This window comes from Streptomyces sp. CS113 (assembly GCF_002188365.1).
Taxonomy (GTDB): domain Bacteria; phylum Actinomycetota; class Actinomycetes; order Streptomycetales; family Streptomycetaceae; genus Streptomyces; species Streptomyces tendae.
This window is the reverse complement of record NZ_KZ195574.1, coordinates 6759033-6773548: the sequence shown is the minus strand read 5'-3', so window position 1 is coordinate 6773548 and position 14516 is coordinate 6759033. Positions and strand designations below refer to the sequence as shown.

The 14516-nt window shown below is 72.9% G+C and carries 13 protein-coding genes; 7 read left to right on the top strand and 6 right to left on the bottom strand.

All coding sequences use genetic code 11. From position 1 onward, the window contains the following. Window positions 1-230 precede the first annotated feature (230 nt). From B9W62_RS30425 to B9W62_RS30410, 4 genes are read left to right on the top strand one after another with little or no spacing between them, the layout of a single operon-like run. Complete coding sequence (locus tag B9W62_RS30425; protein ID WP_087810149.1) at window positions 231-1151, top strand: ABC transporter ATP-binding protein; 921 nt, start codon at window positions 231-233, stop codon at window positions 1149-1151. Then, complete coding sequence (locus B9W62_RS30420; protein WP_087810148.1) at window positions 1148-1867, top strand: ABC transporter permease; 720 nt, start codon at window positions 1148-1150, stop codon at window positions 1865-1867. The genes B9W62_RS30425 and B9W62_RS30420 overlap by 4 nt, the downstream gene beginning before the upstream one ends. Beyond that, on the top strand, window positions 1864-3003 hold the full coding sequence (locus B9W62_RS30415) for a sensor histidine kinase (RefSeq protein WP_087810147.1): 1140 nt from the start codon (window positions 1864-1866) through the stop codon (window positions 3001-3003). Before B9W62_RS30420 ends, B9W62_RS30415 begins: the two co-directional genes overlap by 4 nt. Further along, window positions 3000-3665: a response regulator gene (locus tag B9W62_RS30410; RefSeq protein WP_087810146.1), complete on the top strand. Its 666-nt coding sequence runs from the start codon at window positions 3000-3002 to the stop codon at window positions 3663-3665. The genes B9W62_RS30415 and B9W62_RS30410 overlap by 4 nt, the downstream gene beginning before the upstream one ends. A 159-nt stretch (window positions 3666-3824) precedes the next feature. On the opposite strand, the gene B9W62_RS30405 is transcribed toward B9W62_RS30410, so the two are convergent. Both B9W62_RS30405 and B9W62_RS30400 read right to left on the bottom strand, forming a co-directional pair. Further along, window positions 3825-4727 carry a S1 family peptidase gene (locus tag B9W62_RS30405; RefSeq protein WP_087810145.1) on the bottom strand — a complete coding sequence of 301 codons (903 nt, stop codon included), beginning with the start codon at window positions 4725-4727 and terminating at the stop codon, window positions 3825-3827. Between the two features lie 359 nt (window positions 4728-5086). Then, window positions 5087-6274 carry a DUF5685 family protein gene (locus B9W62_RS30400; RefSeq protein ID WP_179235749.1) on the bottom strand — a complete coding sequence of 396 codons (1188 nt, stop codon included), beginning with the start codon at window positions 6272-6274 and terminating at the stop codon, window positions 5087-5089. A gap of 289 nt (window positions 6275-6563) precedes the next feature. Between B9W62_RS30400 and B9W62_RS30395 the strand changes: the two genes are divergently transcribed. Further along, a complete protein-coding gene (locus B9W62_RS30395; protein ID WP_007447969.1) occupies window positions 6564-7004 on the top strand; it encodes a cell division protein SepF in 441 nt (146 codons plus the stop codon). Window positions 7005-7046: 42 nt separating this feature from the next. Here the strand turns inward: B9W62_RS30395 and B9W62_RS30390 are convergent, their stop codons facing one another. Further along, the gene (locus tag B9W62_RS30390; RefSeq protein WP_087810143.1) at window positions 7047-8240 is read right to left on the bottom strand and encodes an acyl-CoA dehydrogenase family protein; all 1194 of its coding nucleotides are present in this window, start codon (window positions 8238-8240) and stop codon (window positions 7047-7049) included. Between the two features lie 312 nt (window positions 8241-8552). After that, the gene (locus B9W62_RS30385; RefSeq protein WP_087810142.1) at window positions 8553-10157 is read right to left on the bottom strand and encodes an MFS transporter; all 1605 of its coding nucleotides are present in this window, start codon (window positions 10155-10157) and stop codon (window positions 8553-8555) included. A gap of 259 nt (window positions 10158-10416) precedes the next feature. Between B9W62_RS30385 and B9W62_RS30380 the strand changes: the two genes are divergently transcribed. Both B9W62_RS30380 and B9W62_RS30375 read left to right on the top strand, forming a co-directional pair. Continuing rightward, window positions 10417-11598 (top strand): mannosyltransferase family protein, encoded by a 1182-nt coding sequence (locus tag B9W62_RS30380; RefSeq protein ID WP_087810141.1) that lies wholly within the window; start codon window positions 10417-10419, stop codon window positions 11596-11598. 249 nt (window positions 11599-11847) lie between these two features. Next, window positions 11848-12867 carry a phosphatase PAP2 family protein gene (locus tag B9W62_RS30375; protein ID WP_087810140.1) on the top strand — a complete coding sequence of 340 codons (1020 nt, stop codon included), beginning with the start codon at window positions 11848-11850 and terminating at the stop codon, window positions 12865-12867. A gap of 40 nt (window positions 12868-12907) precedes the next feature. Here B9W62_RS30375 and B9W62_RS30370 read toward each other — a convergent pair whose 3' ends face one another. After that, window positions 12908-13123: an I78 family peptidase inhibitor gene (locus B9W62_RS30370; RefSeq protein WP_087810139.1), complete on the bottom strand. Its 216-nt coding sequence runs from the start codon at window positions 13121-13123 to the stop codon at window positions 12908-12910. 333 nt (window positions 13124-13456) lie between these two features. Then, window positions 13457-14308, bottom strand: coding sequence for a hypothetical protein (locus B9W62_RS30365; protein ID WP_087810138.1), 852 nt, complete (start codon window positions 14306-14308; stop codon window positions 13457-13459). Window positions 14309-14516: the final 208 nt, after the last annotated feature.

Below are 14516 nucleotides of genomic sequence, written 5' to 3'. Positions count from 1 at the left end.
GGTTGTGGGGACCCCGTGAACCGGAAGGCTGGTTGACGAGCGTTAACTCTTCCGATTCCACAGGCCGTACACAAGGTCGACTCCAGGACGTGCGCACGACAACTCCAGCGCGGTCACACGGCCTTCACCTCTTCCCCGCGGGAAGCGGTGGTGATCTCCGCCTCTGGTGGGAGTCCGGGTTTCGACCGTGGGGGGAAGACGGGGAGATCACCGCGCCGGAGGCTGTGGACATGACTTCTTCACGAGGTGCCGGGGACGCGACGGCCATCAGGGTCGAGGGACTGACCAAGCGTTACGGCCGCAGAACCGCGGTCGACGACCTGTCGTTCGCGATCGGGACGGGCAGGGTGACGGGCTTCTTCGGCCCGAACGGGGCGGGGAAGACCACCGCGCTCAAAGCGGTCGTCGGACTGGCCCGGCCGACCGCGGGCCGGGCCTTCGTACGGGGCACGCCGGTCACGGCACTCAGACCCGACGCCCGCCTGCTGGGCGTGCACATCGAGCCGTGCGGGGCCCACCCCGGCCGCACCGGCAGGGCGCACCTGCGCTCGCTGGCCGCACTGGCCGGACTGCCCCGCCGCCGGGTCGGTGAGGTGCTGGAACTCGTCGGCCTGGAGGAGGCGGCCGGGGGCCGGGTCGGAAAGTACTCGATGGGCATGCGGCAGCGGCTCGGGCTCGCCGCTGCGCTCCTGGGCGATCCGGAGATCCTGGTGCTGGACGAGCCGGTGAACGGCCTGGACCCGCAGGGCATCCGCTGGTTGCGCACATTGCTGCGGGAGCGGGCCGCGAAGGGTGGCACGGTCCTGCTGTCCAGCCACATGCTGGGCGAGGCGGCCCGGACCGTCGACGACGTGCTCGTGATCGAACGGGGCCGGCTGGTCCACGAGGGATCGATCCGGGACCTCGAACGGTCCGGCAGGAAGGCGGTCGCGGTGCGCACCGCCGCGGCCGAGCGCCTGTCGGAGCTGGTGACCGCGGCCGGTGGCCGCACGAAGACCGACGACGCGGGCGGGCTGCTGGTCGAGGGGCTCGACGTCGCGGAGGTGGCGCGGCTGGCCCACCGCGACGGTGTCCTGCTGGAGGAGATCACCGAGCGGACCGCGTCGCTGGAGGACGCGTTCTTCGGTCTCACGGGAGGGGCGGACCGGTGAGCCATCTGCTGCGCGGCGAACTGCTCAAGACCGTGACCACCCGGACCGTCCTGGGCTTCGCGGTGGGCACGGTCGCGTTCGCCGCTCTCAACGCCCTTGTGGTCGCCGCGTGGTCGGGCACGCTGGACGAGGTGCCCGAGAAGGAGGAGGCCCTGTCGGCGATGCCGATCCTGCTCCTGCTCTGGGGGCTGGTCGGTGCGGCCGGTGAGTACCGGCACCGGACGGCCGCACCGGCGGCGCTGGTGGGCCGCCGTGGCCGCGGGGTCGTGCTGTCGGCGAGAATTGCCGCTTACGCGCTGACCGGGCTCCTGCTCGGCGCGCTGACGACCGCGGTGTCGGTCGGGCTCGCGCTGCCGCTGCTGAGTGACCAGCCGGGTCCCGATCTCACCTCGGGAGACGTCGGTGCCGTCGTGGCGGGCAACCTGGTGGCGTTCGTCCTGTCCACGATCCTGGGTGCCGCCCTCGGGGCCCTGATCCGTAGCCCGGTCCTGGGAGTGGTCGTCCTGCTGGTCGTGAACTTCGCGGTGGTCCCGCTGCTGTCAGGCGTCTGGGAAGCGGGCGTCAATCTCACGCCGTTCGGCGCGGCCGGGGTCCTGAGCCGGATGACGCACCACACGACCCTGTCGGTGGTCTCGGCCGGGTGGGTGCTGGCCGCGTGGACGGTCGCGGTCACACTGGTCGCGGTCGTGGTCGAGCGACGGCGCGATCTGGCGTGAACGGCCTCTTCGGGCGGGTCCGGGCGGCGTACGACCTGCTGGTCGCGCGCCGCTCGGCGCTGTTCGACCTCGTGCTGGCGGTGATCGCGACCGGGGTGGAGCTGGGGCTGCTCTTCGACGACGGGACCCCGGTCGCCGTGACCCCGGTCGTGGTGACGGTGCTGACCGGGTCCACCCTGCTCCTCCGCCGGCGTGCCCCGCTGAGCGTGCTCGCCGCGGCCTGTGCGGGGGCCGCGGCGCTCGTGCCGCTGGGCTACTCGCCGGGCGGGGCGCCCGTCGTGGTCGCCCTCGCCTCGCTCGCCGACCTGCGCGACCGGAGGGTGTCGGTGGCGGCGCTCGTCCCGACGGCGCTGTTCCTGCTGCTGGCGAGCATCTCCTCGCCGCCCGTCCCGATCGGCGCGTGGGCCCTCGGCTCGTACCTCCAGACCCGGCGGCGCTACACCCGGGCGCTGGAGGACCGCGCGGCCACCCTGGAGCGCGAGCGCGCGCAGCTCGACCAGCTCGCGGCGCAGCGGGAACGCACCGCCATCGCCCGCGAACTCCACGACATCGTCGCCCACTCGGTCACCGTCATGCTGATCGGTGTGCGCGGCGCCCGGGACGTCCTGCCGACCGACCCCCGGGTCGCGGGCGAGACCCTGGAACGGGTCGAGGTCAACGCGGAGCAGAGCCTGGCCGAGTTGCGCCGGATCCTCGGCCTGCTGCGCGCCTCCGAGCACGGCGCGCAGTGGCGGCCGCAGCCGTCGCTCGGCCAACTCGCCGAACTGGTCTCGGGATATCGGACGGCCGGGATGCCCGTGCGGCTGGAGTTCACCGGCGAGGCCCGGCCGCTGGCCGACGGCCTGGAGCTGTCGGCCTACCGAATCGTCGAGGAGGCACTGACCAACGTGCTCAAACACACCGACCCCACCCGGGTCGCGGTGACGCTCCACTACGGCCGGAGCCGGCTGGACGTCACGGTCGAGGACGACGGCCACGGCGGCCGCGACCCGGTCCCGTCGGCCGCCGGGCACGGCATCCTCGGGATGCGGGAACGTGCGGCGGTGACGGGCGGCAGCCTGGACGCCCGCCGTACCGCCGACGGGTTCGTGGTGACCGCCCGCCTGCCCGTCGAGGATGCCGGGGGCGCGGCATGACCATCCGCCTGCTGATCGTCGACGACCAGGAGCTGATCCGTACCGGCTTCCGCCTGTTCCTGCACACCCAGGACGACCTGGAGGTCGTCGGGGAGGCCGGCGACGGCCACGAGGCACTGGCCCGAGCCGCCGCCCTGCGCCCCGACGTGGTCCTGATGGACATCCGCATGCCCCGCATGGACGGTGTCGAGGCGACCTCCCGGCTGACCGCCTCCGACTCCCCGCCCCGGGTGCTGATCCTCACCACCTACGACCTGGACGAGTACGTCTTCGGCGCACTGCGGGCGGGCGCGTCGGGCTTCCTGCTGAAGGACGCCTCGCGCGCCCGCCTGCTGGAGGCGATCCGCGTCGTGCACGCCGGTGAGGCCCTGCTGTCGCCGTCGATCACCCGCCGGCTGATCGAGGACTACGCCACCCGCGCCGCACCGGTCCGGCCGCGGGCCGCGGTGCTGGCCGGTCTGACGCCACGGGAACGGGAGATCCTCCTCCTGGTGGCCAGGGGCCTGTCGAACCCGGAGATCGCCGCGCACCTGGTCGTGACCGAGGCGACGGTGAAGAGCCACATCGGCAGCATGTTCGCCAAGCTCCAGCTGCGCGACCGGGCCCAGGCCGTGGTGTTCGCCTACGAGAACGGCATCGTCCTCCCCGGCAGCACGGGCTGAGCCCCCGCACACCGTGGCCGCGGTGTACGGGGGCTCGGCGCGCTGCCGGCTGCGCTCGTTGCGTGACGTACTGCCTTACGGACGTACTGCCGTACGGACGTACTGCCGTACTGGCCTACTCGCCGTACGGACCTACTCCCGTACTGGCGGACCGGCCGACTAGTAGACGCTGACGCCGTAGGCGCTCAGGGCCTCCGTCACCGGCTGGAAGAACGTCGTACCGCCGGAGGAGCAGTTGCCGCTGCCGCCGGAGGTCAGACCGTACGCGGTGCCGTTGCTGCCGTAGAGCGAGCCGCCGGAGTCGCCGGGCTCGGCGCAGACCGTGGTCTGGATCAGCCCGCCGACGACGTCGCCGCCGCCGTAGTTGACGGTGGCGTTCAGGGCGGTGACCCGGCCGCTGTGGGTGCCGGTGGTGGAGCCGTCGCGGATGACGGTGGTGCCCACGCTCGGGGTGGCCGCGCGGGTGATGTCCACGCCGTTGGCGGTGCCGGGCCGGGAGACGGACCCGGTGTACTGCACGATGCCGTAGTCGTTGCCCGGGAAGCTGGAGCCCGCCGTCTGGCCGATGACGGTGCCTCCGGAGCTGGCGCGCCAGGCGCCCGCGCCGTCGGTGCAGTGTCCGGCGGTCAGGAAGTACTCGGCGCCGTTGCTGGCACGGACGTTGAAGCCGAGGGAGCAGCGCCAGCTGCTCGCGTAGATGGCGTCGCCGCCCTGGATGAGCTTGTTGAACGTGCCGGGGGTGCGCTTGATCGTGAAGGCACCGGCCTTGTCGCCGGCCTGCTCCTTGATCTTCGCTATCTCGGCCTGGGAGACGGTGCTGTCGACGGTGAGCAGCACCCGGCCGGACTTGCTGTCGACGGCCCAGGCGGTACCCGGGACGTCGGCCTTGAGCACCGCGCTGCCGGCACTGCTCAGCTCGGCGGCGCTGAAGGTGGCCGGGGTGGGTGCCGCGTTCGCGCTGGGGATCGCGACGGCGGCCGCGGCCACGAGGCCGGTGGATACGGCGATCAGCCGAGTCCGTCTCGTGATGCCGCTGCGGGGGGTGGTGCGCTTGATCCTCACTTTTCGTTCCTCCACAGGGGAAGTCGGGGGCCCCTCTCGTGGGGGTGGGGGCCCGTGAGGCGCAGCCAGGGGTGGACCTCCGGGTTCCGGATACGTCGTGCCCCTGACAAGCGCTGAGGTTGGAGTATTCGGCCGAACGACCGGTCGGCGCAAGAGTGCCTTTCGGCCGTCAACCTTTGAACGACCTTTACCCACTCCCCGCAGGGCCGCACGAAGCGGTCGGCGCGGACGGCCCGCGGCAAGCCCCCGGAGATGTCCGGAAGTTACCCGCCCGGATGCCCGGATGCCCCGCCGGCGGCGCCCCCGCGCCGATCACGGCCTGCCGGACGGACAGCCCCCGCCGAAGGACTGACGGCGCCTCAGCAGTTGCACCCGCAGTCGCAGCCGTCGCAGCCGCAGTCGCACCCGTCGTCCCCGCAGCAGTTGCCGCAGCAGTCACAGCAGTCGCAGCAGTTGCCGCAGTCGCACTGGGAGCAGAGGCTTTCCCTGCGCTGCCCGCTCCAGGGGTCCTCGAACGTGCCGCAGCACATCTGGCACGTGCAGGCCAGCCCGAGCCACACGGCGCAGCCCGCGAGCAGCCCGCGCCGGTCGCGGCGGGGCGGCTCCGGGGGCGTCGGCCCACCGGGACCGCCGGGGGCGCCCGGGGTGCCGGGAGGGGCGTACGGATGGTTGCCGTGGGCGCACGCGACCGTGCCGAACGCGCGGTCCACGGAGGCGCCCAGCTCGTGCACGAGCAGCCGGTGCACCAGCCGCCCGTCGGTGAACTCGGCCTCCCGCAGGGCCAGCCGCACCCCGTGCACGGCGTCGTCCGCGAGCCGCCGGGCCTCAGTGAGCGGCGTCCCGGTGGCGGTGAGCGGGTTCCAGGCGCCGGTGGCGGCGTCCGCCTCCCGGTCCTCCACGGCGTCCAGGAGATGGGCGAGCCGGCCGAAGAGCCGTCCGGCCTCGGCGAGCGGCACGGCGTTGTACGGCCGCCCGGCGAGGTGCGCGGTGTGCGCGAAGGCGGCGGCGGTCGCCGTCTCGGTCGGTTCGGTGACGGTGAGCAGCGGCGTTCCGGGCCCGGCGAGCGCCTCGATGCCGCCCTGCCGGTCCACGGCGTCGACCAGTACGGCGGTGTCGAAGCCGACGGCACCGCCGCCGCGCGCTCCGGCCGCGTCCCAGCCGGTGGCGATCCGGCGGGCGGCGAGCGCCACGGGGCGGCGGGCCAGCAGGCCGTCCCCGTCGGCGACGTGGTCGCGTACCTTGGCCGAGGCCAGCACCAGGGAGACGGCCGCCGCGAGCCGGGCCCCCTCACCGTGCGCGACGGACGCGGTGCGCATCCCGCGCAGCGGGCAGGGCCCGGCGGTGCGCCGCCCGGCGCCCGCACCGCCCTGTCCGGCCTGAGCCTCCGTCAAAACCGATATGAGCAGCCCGTCATAGTTCGTCACGATCCGCGCGAACTGTCCGTGGTCCTTGCGCAGCGCGAGGCACAACCCGCACAAATGAGCCATCCACTGGCTCGTGAGGCTCTCTCCGAGCCGGTGCCTGCACGGCCTGACGATTCCGAACACGACGCTCCCCCGTGGTTGGTACGACGCTGAGCTGCGGCATCGTACCGACCGCCGGCATCACCCGTACGCACCCGCTCTCACCCGTGTGCCGTGAAGAATCATATTTCACTCACAGTCAGCAGCCGTTTGGGAAACGACCCTTGGGACACAAGGACTCTCGACGGATCCGCTGTGCACCAGTACCGTCACAAACCCCCCGCGCGGCGTCTATCCACTTGGCGCGACGTCCGCATCATGGATGACCATAGGGATGCGGAAGCACGAAAGACCGCTGTGAGAGGAGGCGTCCATGGGATCGGTACGCAAGGCGAGTGCGTGGCTCGGCCTCGTCGACGACAACGATGACGAGCGTTACTACGACGACGACTACTCCGAGGGCACCGAGCAGCCCGGGGACGCCTGGGTCACGGACCCGCGGGTCAAGGTGGCCTCGGACGTGGCCGAGGAGAAGGGCCGCCGCATCGCGACGGTCACGCCGGACAGCTTCCGGGACGCACGGGCCATCGGTGAGCTGTTCCGGGACGGGGTCCCGGTCATCGTGAACCTGACGGCCATGGAGGGCACCGACGCCAAGCGCGTCGTCGACTTCGCGGCCGGACTCATCTTCGGCCTGCGCGGTTCGATCGAGCGGGTCTCCACCCGGGTGTTCCTGCTGAGCCCGGCCGACACCCAGGTCATCAGCGGCGAGCCCGCCGCGCACCGTTCCGACGGTTTCTTCAACCAGAGCTGAGGCGGGGCCGCACACCACGGCCCCGCCCCACCCCCGGGCCTCCTACCGGAAGGCGTCGAGTCCGGTGAGCGCCTTGCCCAGCACCAGCTGGTGCATCTCGACGGTGCCCTCGTAGGTGAGCACCGATTCCAGGTTCGTCGCGTGCCGCATCACGGGGTACTCCAGGGAGATCCCGTTGGCGCCGAGGATCGTGCGGGCCGTACGGCAGATGTCGATGGCCTCGCGGACGTTGTTGAGCTTGCCGAAGCTGACCTGCTCGGGACGCAGGCGGCCGGCGTCCATGCGCCGCCCGAGGTGGTGGGCGAGCAGAATCCCCTTGTGCAGTTCGACCGCCATGTCGGCGAGCTTGGCCTGGGTCAGCTGGAACCCCCCGATGGGCCGCCCGAACTGCTCCCGCGACTTCGCGTACTCCACGGCCGCCTCGAAGGAGCTGCGGGCCGCGCCCATCGAGCCCCAGACGATGCCGTAACGGGCGTGCGACAGACAGCTGAGCGGGCCGCGCAGCCCGGTCACCTCCGGCAGTACGGCGTCGGCGGGCAGCCGTACGTCGTCGAGGACGAGTTCACTGGTGACGCTGGCCCGCAGGGACCACTTGTGCTTGATCTCGGGCGCGGAGAACCCGGCGCTGTCGGTCGGCACGACGAACCCGCGGATCCCCTCCTCGGTCCGCGCCCAGACCACGGCGACGCCGGCCACCGAGCCGTTGGTGATCCACATCTTGCGCCCGTTGAGCACCCAGTCCCCGCCGCCGTCGCGCTTGGCGTGGGTGCGCATGCCGGCCGGGTCGGACCCGTGGTCGGGCTCGGTCAGCCCGAAGCACCCGATGACCTCGCCGGCGGCCATGCGCGGCAGCCACGTCTGCTTCTGCTCCTCGCTGCCGAAGCGGTGGATGGCGTACATGGCGAGGGAGCCCTGCACGGAGACGAGGGAGCGGATGCCGGAGTCGGCCGCCTCCAGTTCCAGACAGGCCAGCCCGTACTGGACGGCGCTCGCACCGGCGCAGCCGTACCCGTCGAGGGACATCCCGAGCGCGCCGATGGAGCCGAGCTCGCGCGCCAGCTCCCTGATCCCGGGCAGCTCACCCTTCTCGTACCAGTCCGCGACGTACGGCAGCACGCGGTCCGCGGCCCAGCTCCGCACGGTGTCCCGGACCGCCAGGTCCTCCGGCTCGAGCAGGTCGTCGATGCCGAGGGGATCGGCGGGGTCGAACGCGGGCAACTTGGGGGACGCGGCCATGGGACACCCTCCGGGACTCTTAAAACTAGCGCCGCTAGTCACGGCTGTCGTTGCCGACGTTACGATGCGGCGCGCGACACGTCCACCATGCTCCGGCCGGGCGATCCCCCTCCGGCCCACGAGCCGCGGCCGCCGACGGCGGACCACCGCCACGGGAAACATCCACCCCTCGGCCGACGGCGAACGGGTGGTACGTGGGTGAGAGACAAACGACGACGGCCCGCAGCCGCCGACGCTCCCCGGCCACCCACGGGAAACATCCACCCCTCGGCCGACGGCGAACGGGTGGTGCGTGGGTGGGAGGCCGTGGGGTCACACCGAGACGCGGGACTGCGCATCCACCGAGCCCCGGGGCGCAGGCACCGAAACCTCCTCGCACTGCATCACCCGCGGCAACCGCAGCGCCATCACCGCCCCCAGCAGCAACAACCCCGCGCTCACCACCAACGTCACATGCAGCCCGTGCACGAACGCGTCCCCCGCGGCCCGCCGCAACGCCACCCCCGCCGGCCCCCCGAGCTGCGCGGCAACCTCGTACGCCTCCCCCAGCGAATGCCCCGCCGCCGCCGACGCCGGCCCCGGCACCCCCGGCACACCCCCGGTCAGCCCGGGCGCGTACGCCGCGTTCATCACGCTGCCCAGCAGGGCGATGCCGATCCCGGCGCCCAGCTGGTACGAGGTCTCGCCGATCGCCGCCGCACCCCCCGACTGCTCCTGCGGCGCCTCGCTCAGCATCGACTCGTACGCCCCGAACAGCGTCGTCTCCAGACCGAAGCCGAGCAGCACGAACCCGGTCAGCAGCAGCGCGCAGTTGTCGGCCCGGCCCATCGCCGTCAGCAGCACCACCGCGAAGGCGGTCAGGCAGAACCCCGCGCACACCGTCCGCCGCGGCCCGAAGCGCCGCAGCAGCCGCGCACCCGCCAGCCCCGCCGCCATCGCCGCGAAGGTCAGCGGCAGCAGCCGCAGCCCGGTCTCCAGCGGGGACAGACCGAGCACCAGTTGCAGGTACTGCGCCGCGATCAGCTCGAGCCCCACCAGCGCCAGCATGGCCAGCACGATGCACCCGACCGACGTACTGAACGCCGGCCGCCGGAACATCGCGAGGTCCACCAGCGGATACGTACGCCGCCGCTGCCGCCGCACGAAGCCCGCCAGCAGCGCCGCGCCCAGCACCAGCGGCAGCACGGTGAGCAGGCTCGCCACCGGCTCCCCGCCGCCCAGCCGCTTCACGCCGAGGACGACCCCGAACAGGCCGCCCGCCGCCATCAGCGCGCCGACCACGTCCCAGGGCCCGCGGCCGTCGCCCTTCGACTCGGGCAGCAGCAGCCGCCCCACCGGCAGGCTGACCAGCATCAGCGGGATGTTGACGAGGAAGACCGAGCCCCACCAGAAGTGCTCCAGCAGGAAGCCGCCGAGCAGCGGGCCGACCGCCGCGCCGACCGCGGCCACGGCGCTCCAGATGCCGATGGCCAGCGCCCGCTCCCGCCGGTCGGGGAAGACCTGCCGCAGGATCGACAGCGTCGCCGGCATGATCATGGCGCCGCCGACGCCGAGCAGCGCGCGGGCCGCGATCAGCACCTGGGCGGTGTCGGCGAGGGCCGCCAGCGCGGAGGCGACGCCGAAGAGGGTGTAGCCGAGCAGCAGGACCCGTCTGCGGCCCACCCGGTCGCCCAGCGTGCCGAAGAGGATCAGCAGCGAGGCGCAGACGAGCGGGTAGACGTCGACGATCCAGAGCAGCTCGATGGCGCCGGGCCGGAGGTCCTCGGTGACGGCGGGGACCGCCACGTGCAGCACGGTCGCGTCCACGGCGACGAGCAGCAGGCTGACGCAGAGGACGACCAGGACCACCCAGCGGTTGGCACCGGCCCCGGCCGCCCGACGGCGCTGCGCGGCGGCAGCCGTGGTCGTCCCGGACATGTACGTACCTCCAAGATGTTCCCTCGCGTCCGGCGGGCCGCGGGGTGGGGACTCCCCTGCGGCTCGGCCGGAGAGGAGCGGGGGGCTCCGGGCCGTGCAACGGAACGCGAGTGACTCGCCAGAGTACGCGAGACCCGCCACCGCACACGTGGCGGGCCTCACACATCCCGCGTCACCCGTGTGGCGTGCGCCACTGCGGCCGCCGTCCCGCCCGCCCCGGCGGAACGGCGGCCCTCCCGCCCGGCAGATAATCGAGCCCGTGACCGATCTTGAAACGCGCACCGCGGGCCGCCCGGGCGCCTCGGGTCCGTCCGGCGCCCTGCGCCGGGCCGCCCCGGCGCTCCTCGGCTACGCGGCCGTGCGCGCCCTGGGCCTGCTCGCCCTGGTCCTGTGGAGCGCGGCACGCGACAAGAGCGCGTACACCCTGCTGACCGCCCGCTGGGACTCCCTCTGGTACACCAGGGTCGCCGAGCTGGGGTACGGCTACGAGGTGCGGCTCCCCAACGGGGACGTGCACTCCAACCTGGCGTTCTTCCCGCTGCTGCCCTGGCTGGAGCGGCTGGGCGCGGCCATCTCCCCGCTGTCGTACGCGGACGCGGGCTTCGTCGTGAGCCTCCTCGCCTCGCTCGCCGCGGCCTGGGGGATCTTCGCGGTGGCGGACCACGTGTACGGCGCCCGCGCGGGCGTGTGCGCGGCGCTGCTGTGGGCCGTGCTGCCGGTCGGGATCGTGCAGTCGATGGCGTACAGCGAGTCCCTGTTCACGGCGCTGGCCGCCTGGTCGCTGTACGCGGTGCTGACCGGGCGCTGGGTGACGGCCGGGACGCTGGCCGCGCTGGCAGGGCTGACCCGTCCGGTCGGGCTCGCGGTGACGGCGGCGGTGTGGGTGGCCGTGATCACGGCGTTCGTGCGGAGCAGGAGTGGCGGTGACCGGGACGGCGCTCCCGGCGCGCGGCACGTGCTCGGCATGCTGCTCGCGCCCCTGGGCGCCGCCGGTTACGTCCTGTGGGTCGGCCACCGCACCGGCAAGGGCCCGCTCGGCTATCTCGACGTGCAGGCCGGCTGGCGCAACGGCTTCGACGGGGGCGTGGCCTTCGCCCGCTTCGTCGCCGGGAGGTTCACGTCGTTCCCGGGGGCCTTGGCGGGCGTCGGGCTGATCGTCGGGGTCGCGCTGCTGGTCTGGCTGTACGTGGTCTGCGTACGGCAGCGCCAGCCGTTGCCGCTGCTGGTCTACGCGGGGCTCGTCACGCTGCTCGCCCTGTGCGCGTCGAGCTACTTCGGCTCCAAGCCCCGGCTGCTGCTGCCCGCGTTCCCGCTGCTGTTCCCCCTGGCCCTGGGCCTGGCCCGGCTGCGTACCCCCAGGGCGACGGTGGTCGTGTGCGCCGTCGCGGCGGCGTCGGCGGTCTACGGGGCCTTCTGGCTGAACGGCTCGGGCCCGCCCTGACCCGCCCTGACCCGCCGGGGGCCGCCCGATGGCCGCCGGGACAATTCCGGGCCAGCATTCGGTGAACGAATTCATAAGCACGATAAAACCGTCGGCCGGGCAGATCAAAGGAATTGAAGTCCGCACTGGGACCGCATTGCGGATTACCCGGAAACAATGCACCTCCTGAGAGGAATCCCACATCACATCGTCATCACAAAGCCGTTGATTCGGCCGGGATCACTCCTCACTCGCTGTAACGTCGATTGGGTGCGTACCGAACGGAAGCCCACCCGTCTGGACCGGGTGTTCGCGAGACTGGACCGGGAGCCGGAACGACCGGAGCTCCTGGACGTGCCGGAGATGTCCCGGCACAGGTTCGCGCTGTTCGCCGGGACCCTCGCGTTCTACCTCGCGATCGTGTGGGCCGTAGTGATCACCTCGTGGCTGGTGCGGCTCGACTGGCAGGTCATGTTCTTCAGGCCCTACCAGCAGTGGCCGGAGATCCACGCCTTCGTCGACTACTACGTGGTGCTCGGCCAGCGCGGTCCCACCGCCGTGATGGTCGCGGCCTGGCTCGGCTGGCGCTCCTGGCGGCAGCACACCCTGCGTCCGCTGCTGGCGCTCGGCGTCTCCCTGCTCCTGCTGAACGTCACCGTCGGCGCCGCCAAGTACGGCATGGGCCGGCTGGGACCGCACTACGCGACCACGATCGGCGCCAACGAGATGTGGCTCGGCGGCGATATATTTCCGAGCGGTCACACCGCGAACGCCGTCGTGACCTGGGGCATCCTCGCCTACCTGGCCTCGACGCACCGGGCCCGGCGCTGGCTGTCCGCGCTGTCCGCGGTCACCTCGCTCGGGGTGGGCATGTCCACCGTCTACCTCGGTACGCACTGGCTCAGCGACGTGCTCCTCGGCTGGGCGGCGGGGCTGCTGATCCTGCTGGCGCTCCCCTGGTTCGAGCCGCTGATCACCCGTGCGGAGGCCTGGATCCTCGGGCTGCGCGACCGCTGGTTCGCCCGCCTCGGCCGCGCGCGGACGACGAAGCGGCCGGTCGGCCGGCCCGTGCCCGTCGCCCCGGCGGGCTCCGCCCGGCCGGAGGCGCCGGCCCGCGAGCCGGTCTCCACGCCGCGCACCGCCCGGACTCCGGTGTACCTGGCCCCGGGCCCGCACACGGCCCGCTCGGACCGTACGCCGGTGACCCCGGCCGGCAGCCGCCGGCCGCCGCACGCCGACCGCCACCCGCGCAACGCGGCCTCGGCCGCACGCCCCCTGTCGGGCGGCTGAGCGCGCCCCTGCGCCGTCCTGGGCCGCCCCAGCCCTCGCCCTAGCCCTTCCAGGCCCGGGACACGCGGCCGTCCTTCACCTCGAAGTTGAGGCGGCCCACGCGGTACTCCATGGTGATGACCGTGCCGGGTGCCAGGGACCGCACCGTCGACCAGCCCCGCTCCCGCGCCAGCCGCTCGGCCGCGTCGGAATCGAGCCCGACGTAGCTGTCCGGGCTGTCGTGGGGCTCGGCGGGGGGTGTCGGAATCGGTGCCATGCCGCCACGCTATGCCCTGCCCCGGGACCGGGGAAGCCCGAGTCCGTAACACGGGTCACGGATGCACCTACGGTCACATTTCTGTCACAGGATCATGATGGGCGTTTTGCTGAAACTCGTTCACACGGACGGACGGATTCGCACGCGTTCCACAGGCGGCCCAGGTGAATTCCCGCGTGTCGCGGTACTCCGTCGAATAAGCGGACGGAAAAGACGTTCGGTACGGCCCGGCGGCGTCCCGCATTTCACGTCCGAACACTCCCGAACGGACTTGCGTGTGCCGCCGCGGAACGGCCCCGGATCACTTACACGAATCGAACATCGGACATGCGGTCAGGCTTCCAGCGGGGCTACGGCGAGCGACAGGTCGTTGTCCCGGGTGTAGTACGGCCCGGCCTCCACGGGGCCGTGGGGCGTCCGTACCCGCGCGCGGGGAAACGTGAGGACGGGGTTCTTGTCGGCCACGTCGTCCAGCAGTCGCGCGAGGCGCACCACCGGACCGGCGTCCCCGGCGGGCCGCAGCCACAGGTCCCACAGGCCCGGCGCCAGGCCGTCGTAGGCCACGGTGAAGGCGAACTCCGTCCGCTCGGCGGCGATCTCCAGCCGGCGCACCCCGCCGCCGCCCCGGCCGCCGTCCCCGTCGTCGGGCCGGGCGCGCAGCTCGGCGTCCGCCCCGGGCACCAGCTGGGTGCCGTAGACGCGCCCGCGTACGGTCAGTCCGCCGCTCGCCAGGCGCAGCTCCACCGCTTCCGCGTGCGGGGCGCGCAGCCAGCTGCGGACGGTGAGGTTGCCCTGCCGGGTGGCGTACGGGATACGGACGGCGACGTGGCCGAGCAGCCCGCTGGGGGTGCGCTCGGCGAGGGAGCGCAGGTCGGTGACGCCGGGCACCAGGCGTCGCGGCCGGCCGTCGGACAGCCGGGCGTAGGCGTCCCAGCGGCCCTCGGGCAGGGACACGCTGCTGGGCAGCGCGGCGCGCAGCCGGCCCTCCGCCGCCGGGGCCAGCGGCAGGCTGACCGTGTCCGCGGCGGAGTCGGCGGCGCCGACGGCGTCGGTGACGCGGCGGCGCAGGACCAGCAGGGCCGCCCCGGTGTTTCTGCGCGCGGCGACGTCGAAGGTCAGACCGCCCGCGGAGTCGCCGATACAGTCGGCGCGCAGCGGGGCGGCCGGTGGGGCCGGCGGCGTCATTGCGGTGCGGTTCCTCCGATGGGCGTCTCGTCGTCCGGTTAGACCCGGAACCCCGCCTTCTGGTTGTCCGTGTCCGATTGCGATGTGGTCACGACGGGGAGGAGCGCCCCACGACGGCTGTTTCCGGTCACCCAGTTCATTCGCTGATTTCATGATTTGTCGACTCCCGGGCACGTCGCCCCGCCCGGTTACCGCGACCCAACGCCCC

Excerpts from the sequence above, each read along its gene's own strand:
- B9W62_RS30365 (WP_087810138.1), bottom strand. The coding sequence starts at position 14,308 with ATGACGCCGCCGGCCCCACCGGCCGCCCCGCTGCGCGCCGACTGTATC.
- B9W62_RS30410 (WP_087810146.1), top strand. The coding sequence starts at position 3,000 with ATGACCATCCGCCTGCTGATCGTCGACGACCAGGAGCTGATCCGTACC.
- B9W62_RS30425 (WP_087810149.1), top strand. The coding sequence starts at position 231 with ATGACTTCTTCACGAGGTGCCGGGGACGCGACGGCCATCAGGGTCGAG.
- B9W62_RS30370 (WP_087810139.1), bottom strand. The coding sequence starts at position 13,123 with ATGGCACCGATTCCGACACCCCCCGCCGAGCCCCACGACAGCCCGGAC.
- B9W62_RS30390 (WP_087810143.1), bottom strand. The coding sequence starts at position 8,240 with ATGGCCGCGTCCCCCAAGTTGCCCGCGTTCGACCCCGCCGATCCCCTC.
- B9W62_RS30395 (WP_007447969.1), top strand. The coding sequence starts at position 6,564 with ATGGGATCGGTACGCAAGGCGAGTGCGTGGCTCGGCCTCGTCGACGAC.
- B9W62_RS30385 (WP_087810142.1), bottom strand. The coding sequence starts at position 10,157 with ATGTCCGGGACGACCACGGCTGCCGCCGCGCAGCGCCGTCGGGCGGCC.